General features: G+C 76.1%; 15 protein-coding genes. 8 read left to right on the top strand and 7 right to left on the bottom strand.

The features are described 5' to 3' along the window. The first annotated feature begins 100 nt into the window (after positions 1-100). From ACOJUF_RS19155 to ACOJUF_RS19135, 5 genes are read left to right on the top strand one after another with little or no spacing between them, the layout of a single operon-like run. Positions 101-1,051, top strand: coding sequence for a hypothetical protein (locus ACOJUF_RS19155; RefSeq protein ID WP_420123413.1), 951 nt, complete (start codon positions 101-103; stop codon positions 1,049-1,051). Further along, on the top strand, positions 1,048-2,793 hold the full coding sequence (locus tag ACOJUF_RS19150) for a CocE/NonD family hydrolase (RefSeq protein WP_420123412.1): 1,746 nt from the start codon (positions 1,048-1,050) through the stop codon (positions 2,791-2,793). The genes ACOJUF_RS19155 and ACOJUF_RS19150 overlap by 4 nt, the downstream gene beginning before the upstream one ends. Then, positions 2,790-4,154, top strand: coding sequence for a YcaO-like family protein (locus ACOJUF_RS19145; RefSeq protein ID WP_420123411.1), 1,365 nt, complete (start codon positions 2,790-2,792; stop codon positions 4,152-4,154). The genes ACOJUF_RS19150 and ACOJUF_RS19145 overlap by 4 nt, the downstream gene beginning before the upstream one ends. Positions 4,155-4,211: 57 nt before the next feature. Then, positions 4,212-5,954: an ABC transporter ATP-binding protein/permease gene (locus ACOJUF_RS19140; RefSeq protein ID WP_420123410.1), complete on the top strand. Its 1,743-nt coding sequence runs from the start codon at positions 4,212-4,214 to the stop codon at positions 5,952-5,954. After that, complete coding sequence (locus ACOJUF_RS19135; protein ID WP_420123409.1) at positions 5,951-7,747, top strand: ABC transporter ATP-binding protein; 1,797 nt, start codon at positions 5,951-5,953, stop codon at positions 7,745-7,747. The genes ACOJUF_RS19140 and ACOJUF_RS19135 overlap by 4 nt, the downstream gene beginning before the upstream one ends. A gap of 39 nt (positions 7,748-7,786) precedes the next feature. On the opposite strand, the gene ACOJUF_RS19130 is transcribed toward ACOJUF_RS19135, so the two are convergent. From ACOJUF_RS19130 to ACOJUF_RS19100, 7 genes are all read right to left on the bottom strand, one after another. After that, on the bottom strand, positions 7,787-9,097 hold the full coding sequence (locus ACOJUF_RS19130) for a glutathionylspermidine synthase family protein (protein ID WP_420123408.1): 1,311 nt from the start codon (positions 9,095-9,097) through the stop codon (positions 7,787-7,789). Next, positions 9,097-9,513, bottom strand: coding sequence for a hypothetical protein (locus tag ACOJUF_RS19125; RefSeq protein ID WP_420123407.1), 417 nt, complete (start codon positions 9,511-9,513; stop codon positions 9,097-9,099). Before ACOJUF_RS19125 ends, ACOJUF_RS19130 begins: the two co-directional genes overlap by 1 nt. A 78-nt stretch (positions 9,514-9,591) precedes the next feature. Beyond that, positions 9,592-11,772: an ArnT family glycosyltransferase gene (locus ACOJUF_RS19120; RefSeq protein ID WP_420123406.1), complete on the bottom strand. Its 2,181-nt coding sequence runs from the start codon at positions 11,770-11,772 to the stop codon at positions 9,592-9,594. Between the two features lie 15 nt (positions 11,773-11,787). Beyond that, complete coding sequence (locus tag ACOJUF_RS19115) at positions 11,788-12,789, bottom strand: ABC transporter ATP-binding protein (protein ID WP_420123405.1); 1,002 nt, start codon at positions 12,787-12,789, stop codon at positions 11,788-11,790. Then, a complete protein-coding gene (locus tag ACOJUF_RS19110; RefSeq protein ID WP_420123404.1) occupies positions 12,786-13,793 on the bottom strand; it encodes a FecCD family ABC transporter permease in 1,008 nt (335 codons plus the stop codon). The genes ACOJUF_RS19115 and ACOJUF_RS19110 overlap by 4 nt, the downstream gene beginning before the upstream one ends. Continuing rightward, the gene (locus tag ACOJUF_RS19105; RefSeq protein ID WP_420123403.1) at positions 13,790-14,857 is read right to left on the bottom strand and encodes an iron chelate uptake ABC transporter family permease subunit; all 1,068 of its coding nucleotides are present in this window, start codon (positions 14,855-14,857) and stop codon (positions 13,790-13,792) included. Before ACOJUF_RS19105 ends, ACOJUF_RS19110 begins: the two co-directional genes overlap by 4 nt. Before the next feature lie 7 nt (positions 14,858-14,864). Then, positions 14,865-15,905, bottom strand: a complete 1,041-nt coding sequence (locus tag ACOJUF_RS19100; RefSeq protein ID WP_420123402.1) for an ABC transporter substrate-binding protein — start codon at positions 15,903-15,905, stop codon at positions 14,865-14,867. A 129-nt stretch (positions 15,906-16,034) separates the two neighbouring features. On the opposite strand from ACOJUF_RS19100, the gene rpmG reads away from it, so the two are divergent. The 3 genes from rpmG (at position 16,035) to ACOJUF_RS19085 (ending at position 17,811) form a co-directional block, all read left to right on the top strand. Continuing rightward, positions 16,035-16,199: a 50S ribosomal protein L33 gene (gene rpmG / locus ACOJUF_RS19095; RefSeq protein WP_420123401.1), complete on the top strand. Its 165-nt coding sequence runs from the start codon at positions 16,035-16,037 to the stop codon at positions 16,197-16,199. Beyond that, positions 16,196-16,444: a 30S ribosomal protein S18 gene (gene rpsR / locus ACOJUF_RS19090; RefSeq protein ID WP_420123400.1), complete on the top strand. Its 249-nt coding sequence runs from the start codon at positions 16,196-16,198 to the stop codon at positions 16,442-16,444. The genes rpmG and rpsR overlap by 4 nt, the downstream gene beginning before the upstream one ends. Before the next feature lie 464 nt (positions 16,445-16,908). Then, the gene (locus tag ACOJUF_RS19085; RefSeq protein WP_420123399.1) at positions 16,909-17,811 is read left to right on the top strand and encodes a Gfo/Idh/MocA family protein; all 903 of its coding nucleotides are present in this window, start codon (positions 16,909-16,911) and stop codon (positions 17,809-17,811) included.

Genomic DNA, 17,811 nt, shown 5'->3' with positions numbered 1-17,811 from the left:
CGGTCGGGTGGGGCCGGCTGCCGGCCCCACCCGAACCTCGGGCGACCCCTGGTGTTGTCCCGTCCCGTTCCTGTCTGTCTGTCTGTCTGTCTGGAGGATCATGTCCGCGGCCCCCGTGGTGCGTCCCTGGCTGCGTCCCGGGTTCGCCCTCGTCGCCGCGCAGGACCACTGGTACGTCTGCGACCCGCTCGGCCGGAGCCGGGCCCTGCGCGGGGAGGCCCGGCCGGCCGGCCTCGGCGACCCACGATCGATCGACCCGGTCGTCCACCGGGATTTCCTGGCCGGCCTGGCCGCGGCCGGGATCGCGGCCGTTCCCGGACGCGGTCGGGGTGTGGATCGGCGGGCGGTCCGGGGCGGCCGGGCGCCGCGCCGGGCGGCCGCCCGCAACCGGCGTTCCGCCCGGGGTCACGGCAGTCGACCCGGGCCGGGCTGGCCGGTCGGCGCCCTGATCGGCGGCCCCCCGGAGTTCACCCGTCCGCTGTCGACCCTGCTCGGGCGGCGAGGGGTGCGAGTGCGGCACGTCGCCGCCCTGCCGGCCGGAGCGCCGCCCGGCTCACTGGTCGTCTGGGCCGGACCGGAACCCTTCGGGCCGGCCGCCGCCGTCCTCGACGCCGCCGCCGGCCGCGGGGAGCTCTGCTGGGTCCGGCTGACCGTGGACGGTCGCCGGGTCGATCTGGAACCGGTGGCCCGGGGCGCGGGTGACGTCACCCACGCGATGGTGCGGCAGCGCCGGCTGGCCGCCGAGCGCCGTCCGGCGGTCGCCCAGGCCCGCTGGTCCGGCGCGGCGGTCCGGGGGCCGGTGCCGATCACCCCGGCGGTCGGCCGGCTGCTGGCCGGGCTGGTGGTCGCCGACCTCGGACGGACCAGTGGATCGCGCGTCGGCCCGGGGTGGCGCCCGATGAGCGGCCGGTCGCGGCGCATCGTCCGGCCGGCGCCGATCCACGTCGAGCCGCGGTTCCGGTTGCGCCGGATCGACCTGCTGACGGGGGCCGGCAGCGACCACTGGATCCTGCCGGTGCCGCCCGCCGACCTGCGGGGAGAACCGGCATGACGGTCACCGTCCCGGCCGGCGGCGAGCGCGCGGCGCGCCCGGCCGGCCCCCGTCACCGGGTCCGGCTGGGCCTGCGCGTCGGCGTCGGCGACGGGGTCGAGCTGAACACCGACGTGGTGCTCCCAGACGGACCCGGTCCGTTCCCGGCGGTGCTGATCCGCACGCCCTACGGAACCGGGGCGGTGATGAAGGAAGCCATCGGCTGGGCGGCGCAGGGACTGGTCGCGGTCGTTCAGGACGTGCGCGGCCGGTACGAGTCCGGCGGCCGCTGGCGCCCCTGGGCCGGCGAGCGGGCCGACGGCACCGCGACCTTGCGCTGGCTGCGCCGGCAGCCCTGGAGCGACGGCCGGGTCATCGCCTACGGGAGCTCGTACGGGGCCCATTGCGCGCTGGAGATTGCCCTGGCGCCCGGATCGCGGCTGACCGGGCTGATCGTCGCGGTGCCCGCGCTCTCGCACGCGCAGACCATCCGGGAACCGGGCGGGGTACCGCGGCTGCTGGCGCACGCCTGGTGGTGGCCCAGCCACGGGCAACGGCGGGTGCCGCACGGGCCCGTCATCGACGCGCTGCACCTGCTCGAACCGGGCGTCCTGCGGGCCCTGCCGGTGGCCGAGCTTCCGCGCTGCTGGGGCGGCGACCCCACCGGGTGGCGGCGGGCGTGGGACGCCCCGCGGCCGCCTGTGCCGATGGGATCGCCCGGATCACCGCCGCTGCTGGTGCTGGGCGGCCGGTACGACGCCTACGCGGACACCGCGGTCGAGCTCTTCACCGGCTGGCGGGGTCCGCGCGCGCACCTGGTGCTCGGGCCGTGGGGCCACGACCTGGACCTGGGCCGGCCGGGCCGGCCGGGACCTGCGCTGCGGTCGCCGCGTCCGGAGGTGCGCCCCGGCATGCTCGTCCGCGGGTGGGTGGGCGACCTGCTGGGTGGTGGCGCGGCCGGTGTGCGCCGACGCTGGCTGGCCGCCCCGGACGGCGGGCCGGTCGACACGGCCGGCGGCTGGTGGGTCGGCACCGGGTGGCCGTCGGCCACCGACCCGGGCGCCGCCATCGACTCGGACACCGCCATCGACTCGGACACCGCCATCGACCCGGGCACCGCCATCGACCCGGGCACCGCCATCGACCCGGGCATCGGCATCGGAACCGGAACCGGCCTGGACGGCGGCCCCGGCACCGACCCGGCCGGCCGCCCGCCCGGCGGGCCGCGGCAGTTCACCGCCGATCCGGACGACCCGTTCCCGGCGCAGATCACGTCGGACGATGTCACGGACACCCTGGACCGCCCTGACCAGGCCCGGTTCGAATGCCCGCCCGGCACCGCCGACCGCATCCTGGTCGGCCGGCCCGAGGTGACCCTGAACGGGCTCGGGAGCACCGGTCCCGCGGACGGCCCCGTCCCCCTGGACTGGGTGGTGCGGCTGCTCCGGCTCACCCCGGACGGCCGGGCCGTGCAGCTCGCCCATGCCGCGATCCGGACCGCGGATACCCACGCGGAGCTGGTCCTGCCGCCCCTGGCCGGCGTGGTGCCCGCCGGTCACCGGCTCGCGGTGCAGGTCACCGGGCACCTGTTCCCACTGTTCCCGCGGGACCCGCAGGACGGCACCGACCCAGTGGATGCGACGCGGCTGCACGTGGTCACCCGACGGGTCGGCGGCGTCGAGCTGCGGCTGCCCGTGGTGACCGCCGACGGGCCGATCGGTCATCCGGTCCGCGCCGACCGGCTGCCCGGGGCGTGGCTGTGACCGCCCCCGCCGGTCCGGTCCCGGTGCGGCCCGAGCGGCTGGTCGACCCGGTCGTCGGGGTGGTGCGCCGGGTGGTCGCGGTGACCGGGCATCCGGAGCTGCCCCGGTCCTACCGGTGCCGGGTCGCCGAGGTGGCCGACACGCGCCAGTTCGCGGTCTGGCTGGCCGACCGGATCGCCGCCGGCACATCGTTCGGCGACGACCGGGCCGCCCGGCTGGCCGCGATCGGCGAGGCGGTGGAACGCTACTGCGGCAACAACATCCCGGCCGATCTGCCGCTGGCCCGGGTCGCCGACCTGCCCGCCGGCGATGCCGTGCTGACCCCGGCCGAGCTGCCGGTGTTCGCGCCTGAGCAGGTCGAGCGGCCCGGGTTCCCGTACCGGCCGTGGACGCCGGACCTGCCGATCCGCTGGGTGCGCGGCCGGGACGAGGACGGCCGGGCGTGCTGGGTGCCCGGTTCCTGGGTCTACCTCAACTGGCACCAGGGCCGGCGCGCGGACGATCCGCGGATCAACCACCTGCACTACGCCGGCATCGCCTGCGGTCAGGGTCCGGCCGACGCCGCCGACCGGGCGCTCACCGAGTGCCTGGAACGCGACGCGATGGTGGCCTGGTGGACCCTGCGGCTGCCGGCGGTCCCGGTCGACCCCTGGTCGGTGCCCGCGCTGCGGCGGGCCTGGCGCGGTTGCCCGCTGCAGGTGCGGCTGATCGCGCTGCCCGGCGGGTTCGGCCTGCCGGTGCTCGGCGCGCTGATCTGGGACGGGCGCCGGCACATCCCCGCCGCCGGTTTCTCGGCCGGACCCGAGCCGGCCCGGGCCGCGGCCAAGGCGGTGCAGGAGGCCCTGCAGGTGTGGGTGGCCAGCCGGGGTCTGCTCGACCCCGACGGGGCCAGCCTGCGGGCCGTCCGCCAGGGGATCTTCGCCCGCGGCGCCTACCTGCCGTTCCGGGCCGACCGCCGGTACCTCGACAGTGCCGGCGCGCAGTTCGAGCACGTCCGGGACCTGGCCGCGCAGACCCAGCGGTGGCTGGACCGGCGACTGCACCCGATGCTCCGCCGGTTCGCGCCGCCCGGCCGGCCGCGGTCCGTCGACGACCTGCCCCGGGACCCGGGGGGTCTCGCGGCGGCCCGCGCGGCGTTGCGGGCGGCCGGGCACCGGGTGGTGACGGTCGACCTGACCACCGACGACGTGCGGTCGACCGGGCTGGGGGTGGTCCGGGTGCTCGTCTCCGGGTTGCTGGTCAACAGCCCGGCCGCCTACCCCTACCTGGGCACCCCGCGGCTCGGCCGGCTGGCCACGGCCCACGGCCGGACGGTCGGCGGGCAGCCCGACGTGACCCCGGTGCCGCCGCCGCACAACTGATCTCGCCCGCACGTCCGGTCGCCCGACCGGCCCGTCATCGACCGAACGGACCCGACCGTGTTCCATCGCCGGCTGCTGCAACTCCTGCCCGAGGTTCGGGGCCCGGTGTCGCTCTGCGTGCTGGCCGGGCTGGCCGTCACCCTGAGCTACCTGGCCCAGGCCGTCGTGCTGGCTGCCGCGCTCACGGCGCTGGCGGCTGGGGACGGCGCGGCGGTCAGCCGGTGGCTGGCGGTCGTGGGGGTCGTCGTGGCCCTGCGGGCAGGGCTGATCTGGCTGCGGGAACTGGTCGTCGTCCGGTGCGGGGCCGCGGTCCGGATCCGGCTGCGCGCCACCCTGCTCGACCGGGTCGGGCGGCTCGGGCCGGACGCCGCCCGGCGGATGCGGTCCGGGGCCGTCCGCGGTGTCCTGCTGGAGGGCGTCGACGGGCTCGATCCGTACTTCAGCCGGTACCTGCCCCAACTGGTGATCACCGCGATCGTTCCGGCCTCGCTGGTCGGCTGGATGTACACGGTGTGGGCGCCGGCCGCGGCCGTGCTCACCGGCGCGGTGCTGCTCGTGCTCGTCGTGCCCCGGCTCAAGGACGCGTCGCTGCTGCGCACCGGACGGCACCGCTGGGAGTCGTACCTGGCGATCGCGGCGGACTACCTGGAGGCCGTGCAGGGCCTGCCGACCCTGCGGGCGTTCGGGGCGGCAGGCCGGCGGCGGGACGGGCTGCAGGCGCGGTCCGACGCGCTCTACCGGGACACCATGCGCGAGCTGCGGGTGTCGTTGGTGGAGAACGGGATCAGCGCGGCGCTGGTGGTCGGCGGGACCGCGGCCGCGATCGCCGTCACCGCGTGGGGCCTGTGGGGCGGGACCGGCCTGGCCACCGGGCCCGGGGGGATCGCCGTGATGGTGCTGGTGCTGCTGGTGGCGACCGAGTGCTTCCGGCCGGTCCGCGACCTGACCGCGGCCTGGCATGCCGGTTACCTGGGACTGACCGCGGTCGACGGCCTGGACGCCGTGCTCTCGGCCACCCCCGCGGTGCCCGACGCCGGGACCGCGACGCGGCCGGAGCCGGACCGGCCGCCGACGATCGAGCTGGTCGGGGCCGGTCTGCGCTACCCGGCGACCGACCGGTGGGCCCTGCGCGGGATCGACCTGCGCATACCGGCCGGCTCGATGCTCGCCGTGGTCGGTGCGTCGGGGGCCGGCAAGAGCACCCTGGCGCGGCTGCTCGCGCGGGCGCTCGACCCGACGGACGGCGCCGTCCGGTTCGACGGGATCGACCTGACGGCGCTGTCGCTGAGCCGGCTCCGGGCGACCGTGGCCACCGTGGAGCAGGACCCCTTCCTGTTCTCCGGCACCGTCCTGGAGAACCTGCGGCTGGGCGCCCCGGCGGCCGGCCGGGCGGCGGTCGCGGCCGCGATCCGGGCGGCCGGGGCGCAGGACGTGCTCGACGCCGTGCCGGGCGGCCTGGACGGCCTGATCGCCGAGGGCGGCCGGTCGCTGTCCGGCGGGCAGCGCCAGCGGTTGGCGCTGGCCCGGGCCCTCGTCCGCGGTGCGCCGCTGTTGATCCTCGACGAGGTGACCGCCCACCTGGACCACCGCGCCGAGGGGGCCGTCACCGACACGCTGGCCGCGCTGCGCGGGCGGCACACCCTGGTCGTCATCGCCCACCGGCTGTCCACCGTGCGGGACGCCGACCAGGTCGCCGTCCTGGCCGGTGGCCGGCTCGTCCAGCTCGGCCGGTTCGACGATCTCGCCGGCCGGCCGGGACCGCTGGCCGAGCTGCTGGCCGCTCGGGAGGTGCTGGTATGACGGCCATCCGGACCTCCGGCGCGGGCGGCGCTCCCGACTCGGCGGTCGCCCGTCCGGGCGTCGTCGCCGCGGTCCGGGCGGACCTGCAGGCCGCCCGCCGGTGCTGGCCCTGGCTGCGGGCCGAGCACGGACTGCTGCGGCGCAGCGTGCTGGCCGGTCTGCTGGCCCAGTTCGGCGCGGTCGCGGCCGCCGTCGGCGGCTCGGCGCTGGCCGGTGCCGTGCTCGGCGGCGCGTCCGGCCCGTTCCCCTGGTGGCTGGTCGGGTCGACCGGCGCCGCGGTGCTCGTCACCGGGGCGGCGACCTGGTGGGAGATGGTGCTTTCGCACGACCTGGCGTACCGGGTGCTGGCCGGACTGCGGGTGACGGTGTTCGACCGGCTGCGCCTGCTGGTGCCGAGCCGCCGGCCGGCCTGGCGCAGCGGGGAGTTCACCGCCACCGCGCTGTCCGACGTGGAGAGCCTGGAATGGCTGCTGGCCCACGTGCTGGGCCAGGTCGTCGTCACGGGCGTGTTGATCGGGGCCGGCGCGGTGCTGGCCGGGTGGCTCGCCCCGCCAGTGCTGCTCGTACTCGGGCCCGCTGCGGTGCTGCTGTTGACCGTGCCCTGGTGGCGGCGGGCGCTGGCCGACCGGCAGGGCGCCGACGAGCGGCTGGCTTCGGCCACCCTGCAGGCGGACGTGGTCGAAACCCTCGACGGACTGGCCGATCTCACCGCGGCCGGGGCGCTGCCGCGGCGCCAGGAGCTGATCGCCCGGCGTACCCGCGAGCTGCTCGGGGTGCACCGCCGGACAGCGGTGCGGGCCGGTGGCGAGGCGGCCGCCGTCGACGCGATCACCGCCCTCGCCGCGGTCCTGGCCCTGCTGCTGGTCACCGGCCGGGTGGTCGACGGGCAGCTGCCGGTCGCCGTCGCCCCGATCGTGCTCACCCTGGTCGGGGCGGTCCTGCTGCCGGCCGCCCAGCTGGCCCGCACGCTGCACCGGGCCGGTGCCCTGCGGGCCAGCGTGCACCGGATCGAGCAGGTGCTGTCGGCCCCGCCCGCCGTGCCGCCGGTGGATTTGCCGGCCGGGCCGGCCGCCGGTGACCGGACTGCGGCCCCGGCGCTGGAGCTGGCCGGCGTGCGCTTCGGCTACCGGCCGGCCGATCCGGTGCTGCACGAGGTCGATCTGCGGGTCGAGCGCGGTGAGATCGTCGCGCTGGCCGGGGCGTCCGGGGCCGGCAAGTCGACGGTGCTCGCCCTCGTCCAACGGTTCTGGGACCCCGACGCCGGGCAGATCCGGGTGCAGGGCCGCCCGTTGCCGTCCATCCCCGACGACGAACTGCGCGGCCTGATCACCGTCGTCCCGCAGGACGTGCACCTGTTCGCCGGGACGCTGGCCGAGAACCTGCGGCTGGGCCGGCCGGACGCCACCGACGAGCAGCTCTGGCGGGCGGTCGAGGACGCCCAGCTCGGTCCGACGGTGCGCCGGCTGCCGCGCGGCCTGGACACGCCCATTGGCGAGCACGGGGCGACGCTGTCCGGCGGCGAGCGGGCCCGGGTCGCGATCGCCCGGGCGTTGCTGGTGCGGGCCCCGGTCCTGCTGCTCGACGAGGCGGTGGCCAACCTGGACGCGGCGACCGAGCTGGACCTGCACCGGGCCCTGGACCGGACCCGGGCCGGCCGCGCCACCCTGGTCGTCGCCCATCGGGCCTCGACCATCGCCCGGGCCGACCGGGTGGTGGTGCTCGATCGGGGTCGGGTGGTGCAGGTCGGCCCGCCGGTGCAGACCTCCGGCGACCGGGCGACAAGGCCGTGCTGACCGCCGGACCGGCGGGCCGCCACGGGCGGGCCGACTCGATCAGTCGATCAGGCAGTGCGGGACGAACGAGGACAGGTTGTCGGTGATCAGGCCGCCGCTCTCGCGCAGGCCCAGCCCGGCCGCCTCGCCGTCGACCATCCACACCCCCAGCACCGGATGGTGCGGGCCGTCGACGCCGGCGAAGTCGGGCAGTGGGGCGAGCAACTGCCGGACACTGCCCTCGGCGCCGTACGGTCCGGGTTCGGCGTGCACCGTCTCCCCGTCCCGGACGAGGCGGACGTTGGCGCCCTCCCGGCCCAGCAGCGGCTTCTCGGCGTAGGAGGTGAATCCGGCCGGCTCGCGCCCGGCGAAGTACGTCGGCAGCAGGAATCGGGACAGCTCCGGATCGTCGCCGAACATCTCCCACAGGACGGCCAGGATGCCCTTGTTGCTCCAGAGCATCTTGTACGGCGGCTCGACCCAGACCGTGCCGCCGGCCCGGGCGGCGTCCCACAGGGCGGTCCGGCCGAACGGATCCTCGGCCAGCATCTCCCAGGGGTACAGCTTGAACACGACGTCGAGCGACCGGCCGGCCGCATCCAGGAACCGGCCGGGATGGACCCGGGTGCCGGCGAAGTCGATCGCCCCCGGTTCTTCGGCCAGCCGGATGTCCTCGGTGTGCAGCAGCTCGACGCGGTAGCCCGCCTCCTGGACGGCGTCGGCCATGGCCAGCACCGTCATCTGGTCCTCGCCGCTGGTGTCGGCCGACGACCAGGCCAGGTGCACGGTGTGCACCGCCCGTCCGGTCTGCGCGGAGAACCGCGACAGGTTCCGCTGCCAGGCCAGCACCAGCGCCTCGTAGACGTTGTTCCACTGGTCGCGGCCGGCCACGGCGTCGTTGGTCAGGAGCCAGTTCCACTGGATCGCCGTCGACTCCAGCAGGCTGGTCGGGGTGTCGGCGTTGTACTCCAGCAGCGTGGGCACGGCCAGGCGGGGGTCGGCGGCGACCAGGTCGGGCCGGTTGCCGTAGCGCAGGTCGAACCGGCCGATGACGCTGGGCGAGTCCTCCTCCCAGGACCGCTCGATCGCCGGGACCGCCCACGACGGGATGGCCAGCTCGGCGTACCGCCGCTGCTCGATCACCTGCTCGGCGGCGGGCACCAGCATCCGGTCCAGGATGGTGTTGCCGGCGGCGGCCAGTTCGTCGATCTCGGCGCCGGTGAAGGAGTAGTACTGGGCCTCGCGCCAGTACGAGCGGACATCGAACCCGCCGTCGGGCCGCGGGACGTGGTCCTCGTTGAAGACCAGCCCCTGCGCCACGATCTGGGCCTCCCAGCCGGGCCGCAGGGCACCGTTCTCGTGGCGCTCCATCAGCCGCCGCTCGATCCGTCGGACCCCGACGACCCGCGACCGATGCCCCCGGACTTGACGACCGTGCCGGCCGCCCGGCCGGTGGCGGCCAGGCCGGCGGCCGACCGGGCGGCCTGGTCGGTCGGCGCGATCCGGCTGCCCCCGGCCGGCAGCCGCGACCCGATCAGGTAGCCGGCGGCGGCGAACATCAGGAAGTGCGAGCCGGCGCCGGGGTTCGATTCGTCGCACAGTGCCTCGTCGACGACCTGGTCGTTGCCGTCCACGCAGTAGACGGTCTGCTCGGTCTGCTCGGTGCCGTCGTGGTCGGACCCGCAGGCGGCCAGGGACGGGGTGACGAGCAGGCCGCCGACGGCCAGCGAGACCAGCCGCAGGGTGAGAGGGCGCCGTCCGGGTGTGACCGCGGGGCGCGCCGTCACGGACGGTCCTGGGCGGTGTTCGGTCCTCATCCGAGGGCCTGTACCCCGTTTCCCGGTATCCAGACGTCCCGTCGGACCTCAGGCCGTCGTGGGACTGCACCGGTAGAGGGTGAACCCGGTGTCCAGGTCGGTGTGCTTGGCGTCGGCCGACGCCGTCCAGGACTGCAGCGCGATGCAGCCGTCGTGGTGCACGGTCTGCTGGACCGGGTCGCCCGCCGGGGCGCCGTCCTTGACGACGAAGAGCCGGTTCCGCCCGGATGCGACCATCGCGTCCAGATCGGCGGTGGTGAAGACCGGCACCTGCCCGGAGTACCCGCCGTCGGTGAGCACGCTGTCCCCGGTGGCGTCGATGATCGACGCCGAGATCGCCCACCAGTCGCTGACGAACAGCGGCGCGCCGTCCTGACCGCCGCCGGCGGCCCGCGCCCGGTCCCGCAGTTGGGCCACGGCCGGCAGCATCGTTTCCCGACCACCCCAGATGTCCGGCGCCGACACGGCGAAGCCGACGTTCGACCCGGTCGTGCCACGGGTGCCGACGGAGGCGTCGCTGCCGCTGCCGTCCCGGTAGGCGTCCAGCACCTGCACGCTGAAGCAGGCCGGACCCGCCAGCAGGGCGACCGCCGCCACCACGGGCACCGCCCGGGCCCAGCCGCGGCGCGCCGCCGGCGCTGAATCCGGCGCCGGATCCGGCGCCGAACCGGGCGCGGATTCCGGTGCGGACTCCGCAGCGGTGGGGACGAACCAGCTCCGGACGGCGGCGAGGGCGGCGACCACGATGCCGGTGACGGCCAGCGCCGCCATCGCTCCGATGAGCACCCAGGGCGTCCCGCTGCCGACCGCGAGCCAGCCGCTCCAGGCGGTCTGCACCACGAGCAGGCCGGTCAACACGAGTCGGGCGGCCAGGCGGGGGGAGCGGAGCAGGCGGACCGCCTCGGCCAGCCCGACCGCGGCGAGCAGCACGAGCTGGACGCCGATCGCCGCGACGTAGGCGGTGTGCGGCACCCGGGCGGCGGTCAGCACCGCGGCCGCGGTCAGCAGCCAGATCACCAGGACCAGCAGCATGGCCCAGCCGGTCCGGTCGGCCCGGATCGCCCGGTTCGGGCGCGGACCGTCGCCGGTCCCGGCAGCGGCGCCCGGGTCGGCCGCGGCGGCCGGGGCGGCCCGCCGGCGGACGGCCGCCGGCCACCAGCGCCGGACCCCCAGCACGACGCCGGCGATCGCGACCGGATAGAGCCAGCCGACCTGGCTGCCGTACAGCGGCTCGAGCAGCTTGAAGACGGTCTGCGGCGCCGGCCCCTCCGGTGCCGCGGCGGCCGGCAGGGTGGACGCCAGGTGTGCGGTGGAGGACGCCGCCGTGGTCGTGACGTGCTCCCCGCCGCCCGACGCGTGGTAGCCGACGGCGCCGGGCACCGCGCTCGGGATGAACCGGCCGATCCCGTTGTAGCCGAACACCATGGCGAAGACGTTGTTGTCGGTCGATCCGTCGATGTACGGCCGGTCGGCCGCCGGAGTCAGCTGGATGGCGGTGATCCAGGCGAGCGACGCGGCCACCGCGACGCCCACGAGCGCGCCGGTGCGGGCGACGACCCGCCGGGCGGGTTCGGGTGAGGCCACCAGGGTGCCGATCACCAGGGCCGGCAGGATGAACCAGGCCTGCATCATCTTGGCCTGGAAGCCGATGCCGACGAAGAGCCCGGCGAGCAGCAGCGGCCACCACCGGCCGGTCAGGATCGCCCGCTGCCACCAGAGCAGGGCGACGGCCAGGGCCATCGTGACCAGCCCGTCCTCCATCGGGTGGGCGAACATCGACAGGAAGATCGGCGTGGTCGCCGCCGCGGCCGCGGCGACCAGTCCGGCTGAGCGACCCGCCCATCGCAGCCCGATCACCGCACACGCCCAGACCGTGATCAGGCCCTCGATCACCTGCGGCAGGGCGACCGAGGAGGTCGACATGCCGAACAGGTCGATGCTGAGGGCCTGCGGGATGGCGAACCAGCTGAGCTTGTCCAGCGTGACGGTCGCGTCCGGGTCGAACGCCCCGAACAGCAGCGCGTGCCACGAGCCGGACATCGAGCGCGCGGACGCCTCGTAGAACGAGAAGTCGCCGCCCCGAGCGAGGTTCCAGGACAGGCCGACGGCGGTCCCGACCAGGATGACGACCAGGGAAACGCGCGCCCACCGGGGTTCGCGCCACCAGCGGGCCAGGGCCGCGGGCTGCGGCGCGGCGTGGCCAGGGGTCTTCGGCAGGGTGTCCGACACGGAGGGGACGCTGAGTCACCCGGATGGGGGTTCGCTGTGGGCGACCCGGGAACCGGGCGAGGGCGGGGTGTGTGACGGACGACGCAGAACGACATTCGGTGACCCTGCGTGACCAAAACGGGTGGGGTGTCCGTCCCGGGCACCGTCCTCGGCGACCGGTTCGTCGACGAGGCAGCGCGGCCGACCGGTGAGCGCGTCCGGGACCACCCGCCCCCGCACCTGGTAGACGGTCCGGAGCAGCTCGGCATCGAGCACGTCCGCCGGGGCGCCGTCGGCGACGACCCGGCCACGGGCCAGCGCGACCAGGCGGGTCGCCGCGCGGGCCGCCACGTCGAGCTCGTGCAGGACTGCCACCACGGTCAGCCCCAGCGTCCGGCGCAGCTCGTCGACCAGCGCCAGCATCTGCAACTGGTGGCGGACGTCCAGATGCGCGATCGGCTCGTCGAGCAGCAGGACGGGGGCGGCCTGGGCCAGCGCCAGGGCAAGCCGGGCCCGCTGCCGCTCGCCGCCCGACAGCTCGTCCAGGAGCCGGTGCGCGGCCCCGGTGAGCCCGACGGCGTTCAGCGCCCGCTCGACCTCCGCTCCGGGCGCGCCGGCCGGCCGGCGCAGGGCGCCCAGCGCCCCCTCGTGCGGGTACCGCCCCTGCCGGACGAACGCCGCGACCGACAGTCCGGGTAGCGGGGGCAGGCTCTGGTGCACCACCGCGATCCGCCGGGCGATCGCGCGGCGGCTCAGCCCGGACAGCTCGGCCGGCGCCGCGCCGTCGTCGAGGCGCACCCGGATGCGGCCGGTGTCCGGGGTCAGCTCGCCGGCCAGCAACCGCAGCAGGGTGCTCTTGCCACACCCGTTCATCCCGAGCACGGCGACGAACTCGCCGGGCCGGACGGCCAGATCGACGCTGTCCAGGACCGCCGGCGGCGCCACCGTCGCCCCCCGCCGGCGCGGGTAGCGGTAGACCACCCGGTCGGCCCGCAGCAGCGCTGTCCCCGCGGGGTCGGCGGATCGGGGTTCGGTCATGGTCGCTCCGTTCGTCGGATCAGCACCACCAGGGCCACAGCCCCGGCCACCGCGGCCACGGCACCGGCCGGGACGCCGGCCCGCTGGGACAGCTGGGCGCCGGCCAGGAGACCGGTCACGGTCTGGGCGACCGCGTCGCAGCCGACCAGCAGGGTGGCGCCCACGGCCGCGGCCACCGGCACCATCCACCGGCTCGACCGGTCGACCAACAACCCCGTCAGGTGCGGCACGACCAGTCCCAGGAACGTGATCGCCCCGGCCAGTGCCGCCGCGCCCGCGGCCAGCGCGACCGCCGTGACCAGCACCAGCAACCGAGTGCGGCGCGGCGCGAGGCCGACCGCGGCCGCGTGGGCGTCACCGCCGGCCAGGATCGGCAGCAGCGGTGAGGCCAGGACCGCCACCAGCAGCCAGACCAGGATCCAGGGGGCGGCCCGGGCCAGGTCGGCCCAGACCCGGGCGTCGACCGACCCCACCAGCCAGCGCAGGACGGTGCCGAACTGCGACGTCCGCACGGACAGGAACAACGTGATCGCCCCGCCCATGGCGCCGGCCGCCAGGACGCCGCACAGCAGCTGCCGGTCCGGGCCGAGGCGGGCGGCCAGCAGGTAGACCAGCCCGCTGCCGAGCAGGCCGCCGAGCAGGGCCGCCCACAGCATTCCGGTGGTCGAGTCCCGCGGGACCAGGGCGGTGGCCGTCACCACCACCACCCCGAACACGGCCGCCCCGGTGACCCCGGTCGTGTCCGGTGAGGCGAGCGGGTTGGCCAGCACGGACTGCAGGGCGACCCCGGCGACCCCGAGGGCCGCGCCGGCGAGCACGGCGGTCAGCGCCCGCGGCACCCGCAGCAACCAGACGATCTGCCCGTCCAGCGAGCCGGGATCGACCACCGCGGCGGCGAAGCGGTCGACCGGCACGCCGCGTCCGGCCATCAGATCGGCGGTGACGGCCAGCAGGACCGCCGCGAGCGCGACGAGCGCGGGCCTGGCCGCCCGGACGGTCGTCACCGATCCGCCCGGGCCGGCTCGCCGGCGGCGGCGCGGTCGCGGGCTGCGCCCAGCCGCCCGGAGACGACCGTCACCGCGAGCGCGATCCCGACCACCGCGGTCCACGCGCCGACCGGTGACTCCACCGGGGCGAAGGCCAGCCGGGCGGCCAGGTCGGCGGCGACCGTGACCAGGGCCCCGGCCAGCGCGGACAGCGGCACCCGGCCGACCACGCCGACACCCGGGAGTACCAGGTGGACCAGCAGGGGGCCGAGGAAACCGATCCAGGCGATGGGCCCGGCCACGCTGACCGCGCCAGCGACCAGGAGCACGGCGACGGCCACCGCCAGCCGGCGGACCCGATAGACCGGCAGGCCCAGGGTGCCGGCCGTCCGGTCGCCGACCACCAGCACCGACAGCCACGGCGCGAGCGCCAGGGCGGCGAGCAGGGAGACCGCGGTCCAGGCCAGCATCGGCGTGACCTGGGCCCAGGTGACCGCGGCGAGCGAGCCCGACAGGTACCGGAACAGCAGCTGCACCTGCAGCTGCTCGGCCATCGACGTCACCGACACCACCAGGGCGCCGAGCGCGGCCCCGACGGCCGCCCCGGCCAGCAGCACCGACGACGGTTCCCGTAGGCCCCGGGCCGCGGCCAGGGTGATCGCGCCCCCGGCGGCCGCGCCGGCCGTGGCGACCACCGGGAACGCCGCACCGGGCACGGGCAGCCCGAACACCACGACCGCCGCGACCGCCACCGCCGCGCCCGGACCCACCCCCAGCAGATCGGGGGTGGCCAGGCGGTTGTGCAGGACGGCCTGGAGCAGTGTGCCGGCCACGGCCAGCGCGGCGCCGGCAGTGATCGCGGCCACCACCCGGGGGGCCCGCAGCTGGTTCACCACGGTCACCACCAGCCGGTCGCCGTCCCCGCCGAGCGCCCGCACCATCGGCCCGACGCCCAGGGCCGGCGTCCCCCAGCAGAGGGCGGCCAGCGACCCGGCGGCCAGCAGGACAAGCCCGACCGCGGCGACCGGTGCCACCCGGCGGCCCCGGGGTGGCGCCGCCACCACCGGCGCGTGCGCCCGCACCGCCCGGTCAGGACTGCGCGGCCGCGACGGCCTCGTCCAGGACCAGGCCGAGGGCGCGCGGCCCACGGCCGGCCGTCCACAACGCGGTGTCGACCTCGACCACCTTGCCGTTGCGGACCGCGTCGATCTGTTGCCACACCGGGTTGGCGGCCAGCTCGGCGGATGCCTTCGGGGCGTCCGGCGAGCTGGTGAACGACTGGACGAAGATGATCTGCGGGTCGACCGCGAGGATCTCCTCGACCGAGTAGGCCTGGGCGGTGTCCCAGCCGCCGCCCTTGTTCGGCCAGGGGTAGGCGAAGACCTGGCCGAGCAGCCCGCCGAGCAGGTCGTCCTGGGTGTTGACGCCCATCCCGGCGCCGCTGGAGTACATGGCCATGGCCTTGGTCGTGGCCAGACCCTGCCGGGTCGAGGCGGCGCGGGCCCGGTCGAGCGATGCGGTGAACGCCTCCTCGGCGGCCACCTGCTGGTCCGGCCGGTCCGTCAGCGTCGCCATCGCCCGCAGGTACCCGACGGAGTCCGGCCAGCTGCCGACGTCCATCAGCCACAGCGGCGCGAACTGCTCGATGGCCGATCGCAGCTGATCGTGCGCCCCGGCCAACCCGACCACCAGGTCGGGCTTGAGCGCGGCGATGGAGGCCACGTCCTCGTTGCCGAACGACCCGCCGACGGTGGCCACCTCGGCGGACCGGTCGCCCAGGAACTCCGGCAGGGCCAGCAGGGCCGGGGTGGTGGTGCCGACCGGCTGCAGGCCGAGCTCGACCAGCACGTCGTCGCAGATGCCGGTCAGGCAGACGATCCGCTCGGGTCGCTTGGTCAGCGTGACGGTCTCGCCGCCGGGTCCGGTCACGGTCAGCGCCGGGGTCACCGGGCTCGCCGGCCCGGTGCCGGACGCCGGGCTGGACGCGGTGGTCGGCGGCGGGCCGCCGGCCGAGGACGAATCCGCCGCGCCGGCGGTGGCATCGGCGCCGCAGCCGGCCAGGGCCAGCACGCCGAGAGCGGCGGTTGCCGCGGCCAGCGCGAGACGGTGGGCAGGGGGACGGACGGTCACGACGGGCTCCTCGACGGGGGGAAGTGTGAGCCAAAATGATAACCGGTCTCACTAATAAGCCGAGCCGGGTCCATCGCGGCGCCCCGTCTTGTGCATAATGATAAGCATTATCAAGAAGGGGAGGGCCTGGTGGCTCGCAACGACGTCCGGCCGGTGGTGCGACTGAAGTCGACCGCCGGGACCGGCTACACCTACGTGACCAGAAAGAACCGGCGCAACGATCCGGATCGGCTGGTGCTGCGCAAGTTCGACCCGGTCGCCCGCCGGCACGTCGACTTCCGGGAGGAGCGGTGAGGGCGCCGCGGCCGCGCGCCGCCGGCCGGCCCAAGCGGAACCCGCTGATCGACGCCGGCATCGAGCACGTGGACTACAAGGACGCCGCGCTGCTGCGCCGATTCATCTCCGACCGGGGCAAGATCCGCTCGCGCCGGGTGACCGGCCTGACCGTCCAGCAGCAGCGCGAGGTGGCCAGGGCCATCCGCAACGCGCGGGAGATGGCGCTGCTGCCCTACCCGACCACGGGGCCGCGCGCGGGCTGAACACTGTCACCGAACGTGCACTTGCGTGGCGGGCGGGAGCCGGGACGGCGGCTGATCGGTCCACCAGGCGAATTCGAGGGCCGAGAGATATCCGTCTGAGACCCAGACGACGATCTCGCCGACCGGTCTGCCGGCCGAGTTGGTGACTTCGGAGCGGAGGGGCAGTGGTCCGTCCGGCAGGGTGACGCAGGGTCCGGCCGCGACGTCGAGGGTCAGCATGGTGACCGGCCCGCCGGCCACCCGCGTGTTCGATGCCTGGAGCCGGAGGCCCTCACGCTCCCGAGGTGCCGAGCCGACGATCTTGGCCAGGATCCCCTGTACGGCCAGGTCCAGCGCACGTCCCCCCGGGGCGTGCGGTGAGTGCATGGCCGTACCGCCGTTCCAGGTTGGCGAGCAGAGACAGATGGTGCCAGTCCCGGGGAACTCCGCCCGCCTACAATCGCGCCGGCGATGGAGGGACAGTCATGACGATGAGGTTCGGCCTGGTCGGGACGGGTCCGTGGGCGGGGATCGCGCACGCCCCCGGTCTGGTGGAGTGTCCCGACGCCGAGCTGGTCGGCATCTGGGGCCGGGACCCGGCCAAGGCCGCCGACCTGGCCGGCCGGGTCGGTGCCCGGCCCTACGACGGCCTCGACGAGCTCATCGCCGACGTGGACGCCGTCGCCTTCGCGGTGCCGCCGTCGGTGCAGGCCGGGCTCGCCCTCCGCGCCGCCCGAGCGGGCCGGCACCTGCTGCTGGACAAGCCGGTCGCGCTGGACGTCGCCGCCGCCGATGCGCTCGCCGAGGCGGTCGACGCGGCCGGGGTGGCGTCCGTCGTCTTCTTCACCGACCGCTTCGTCGACTCCTCCCGCGCCTGGTTCGACCAGGTGCAGGGCACGCCCGGCTGGCGCGGTGCCTGGTTCCGCTGGCTCAGCACGCTGCAGGCTCCGGGCAACCCCTACGGCGCCTCGCCCTGGCGGCACGAGAGGGGCGCGCTGTGGGACACCGGGCCGCACGCCCTGTCCACCCTGACCGCGGCGCTCGGTCCGGTCGCCGCGGTCACCGCGACGCCCGGCGACGGCGACCTGGTCACCCTGGTGCTCCGGCACGACTCGGGCGCGACGAGCACGGCCACCCTGAGCCAGTACGCGCCGCCCGCGGCGGCCTCGTTCGAGTGCCTGCTGTGGGGCGAGAGCGGGCTGGTGCCCATGCCCAAGCGGCCCGACGGTCGCATCGTGCAGATCTACGCGGCCGCGGCGACCGAGCTGGTGACCGCGGCCGCCACCGGGTCACCGACCCGGGCGGACGTGCAGCTGGGGGCTGGGATCGTCCGCGTGCTGGCCGATGCCCAGGAGCAGCTCGACCGGCAGCGCCCGCGGATACCGTAG

Source organism: Nakamurella sp., from assembly GCF_048594475.1.
Taxonomy (GTDB): Bacteria; Actinomycetota; Actinomycetes; order Mycobacteriales; family Nakamurellaceae; genus Nakamurella.
Note: the sequence above shows the minus strand (reverse complement) of the source record. Positions and strands in the feature narration are given on the sequence as shown.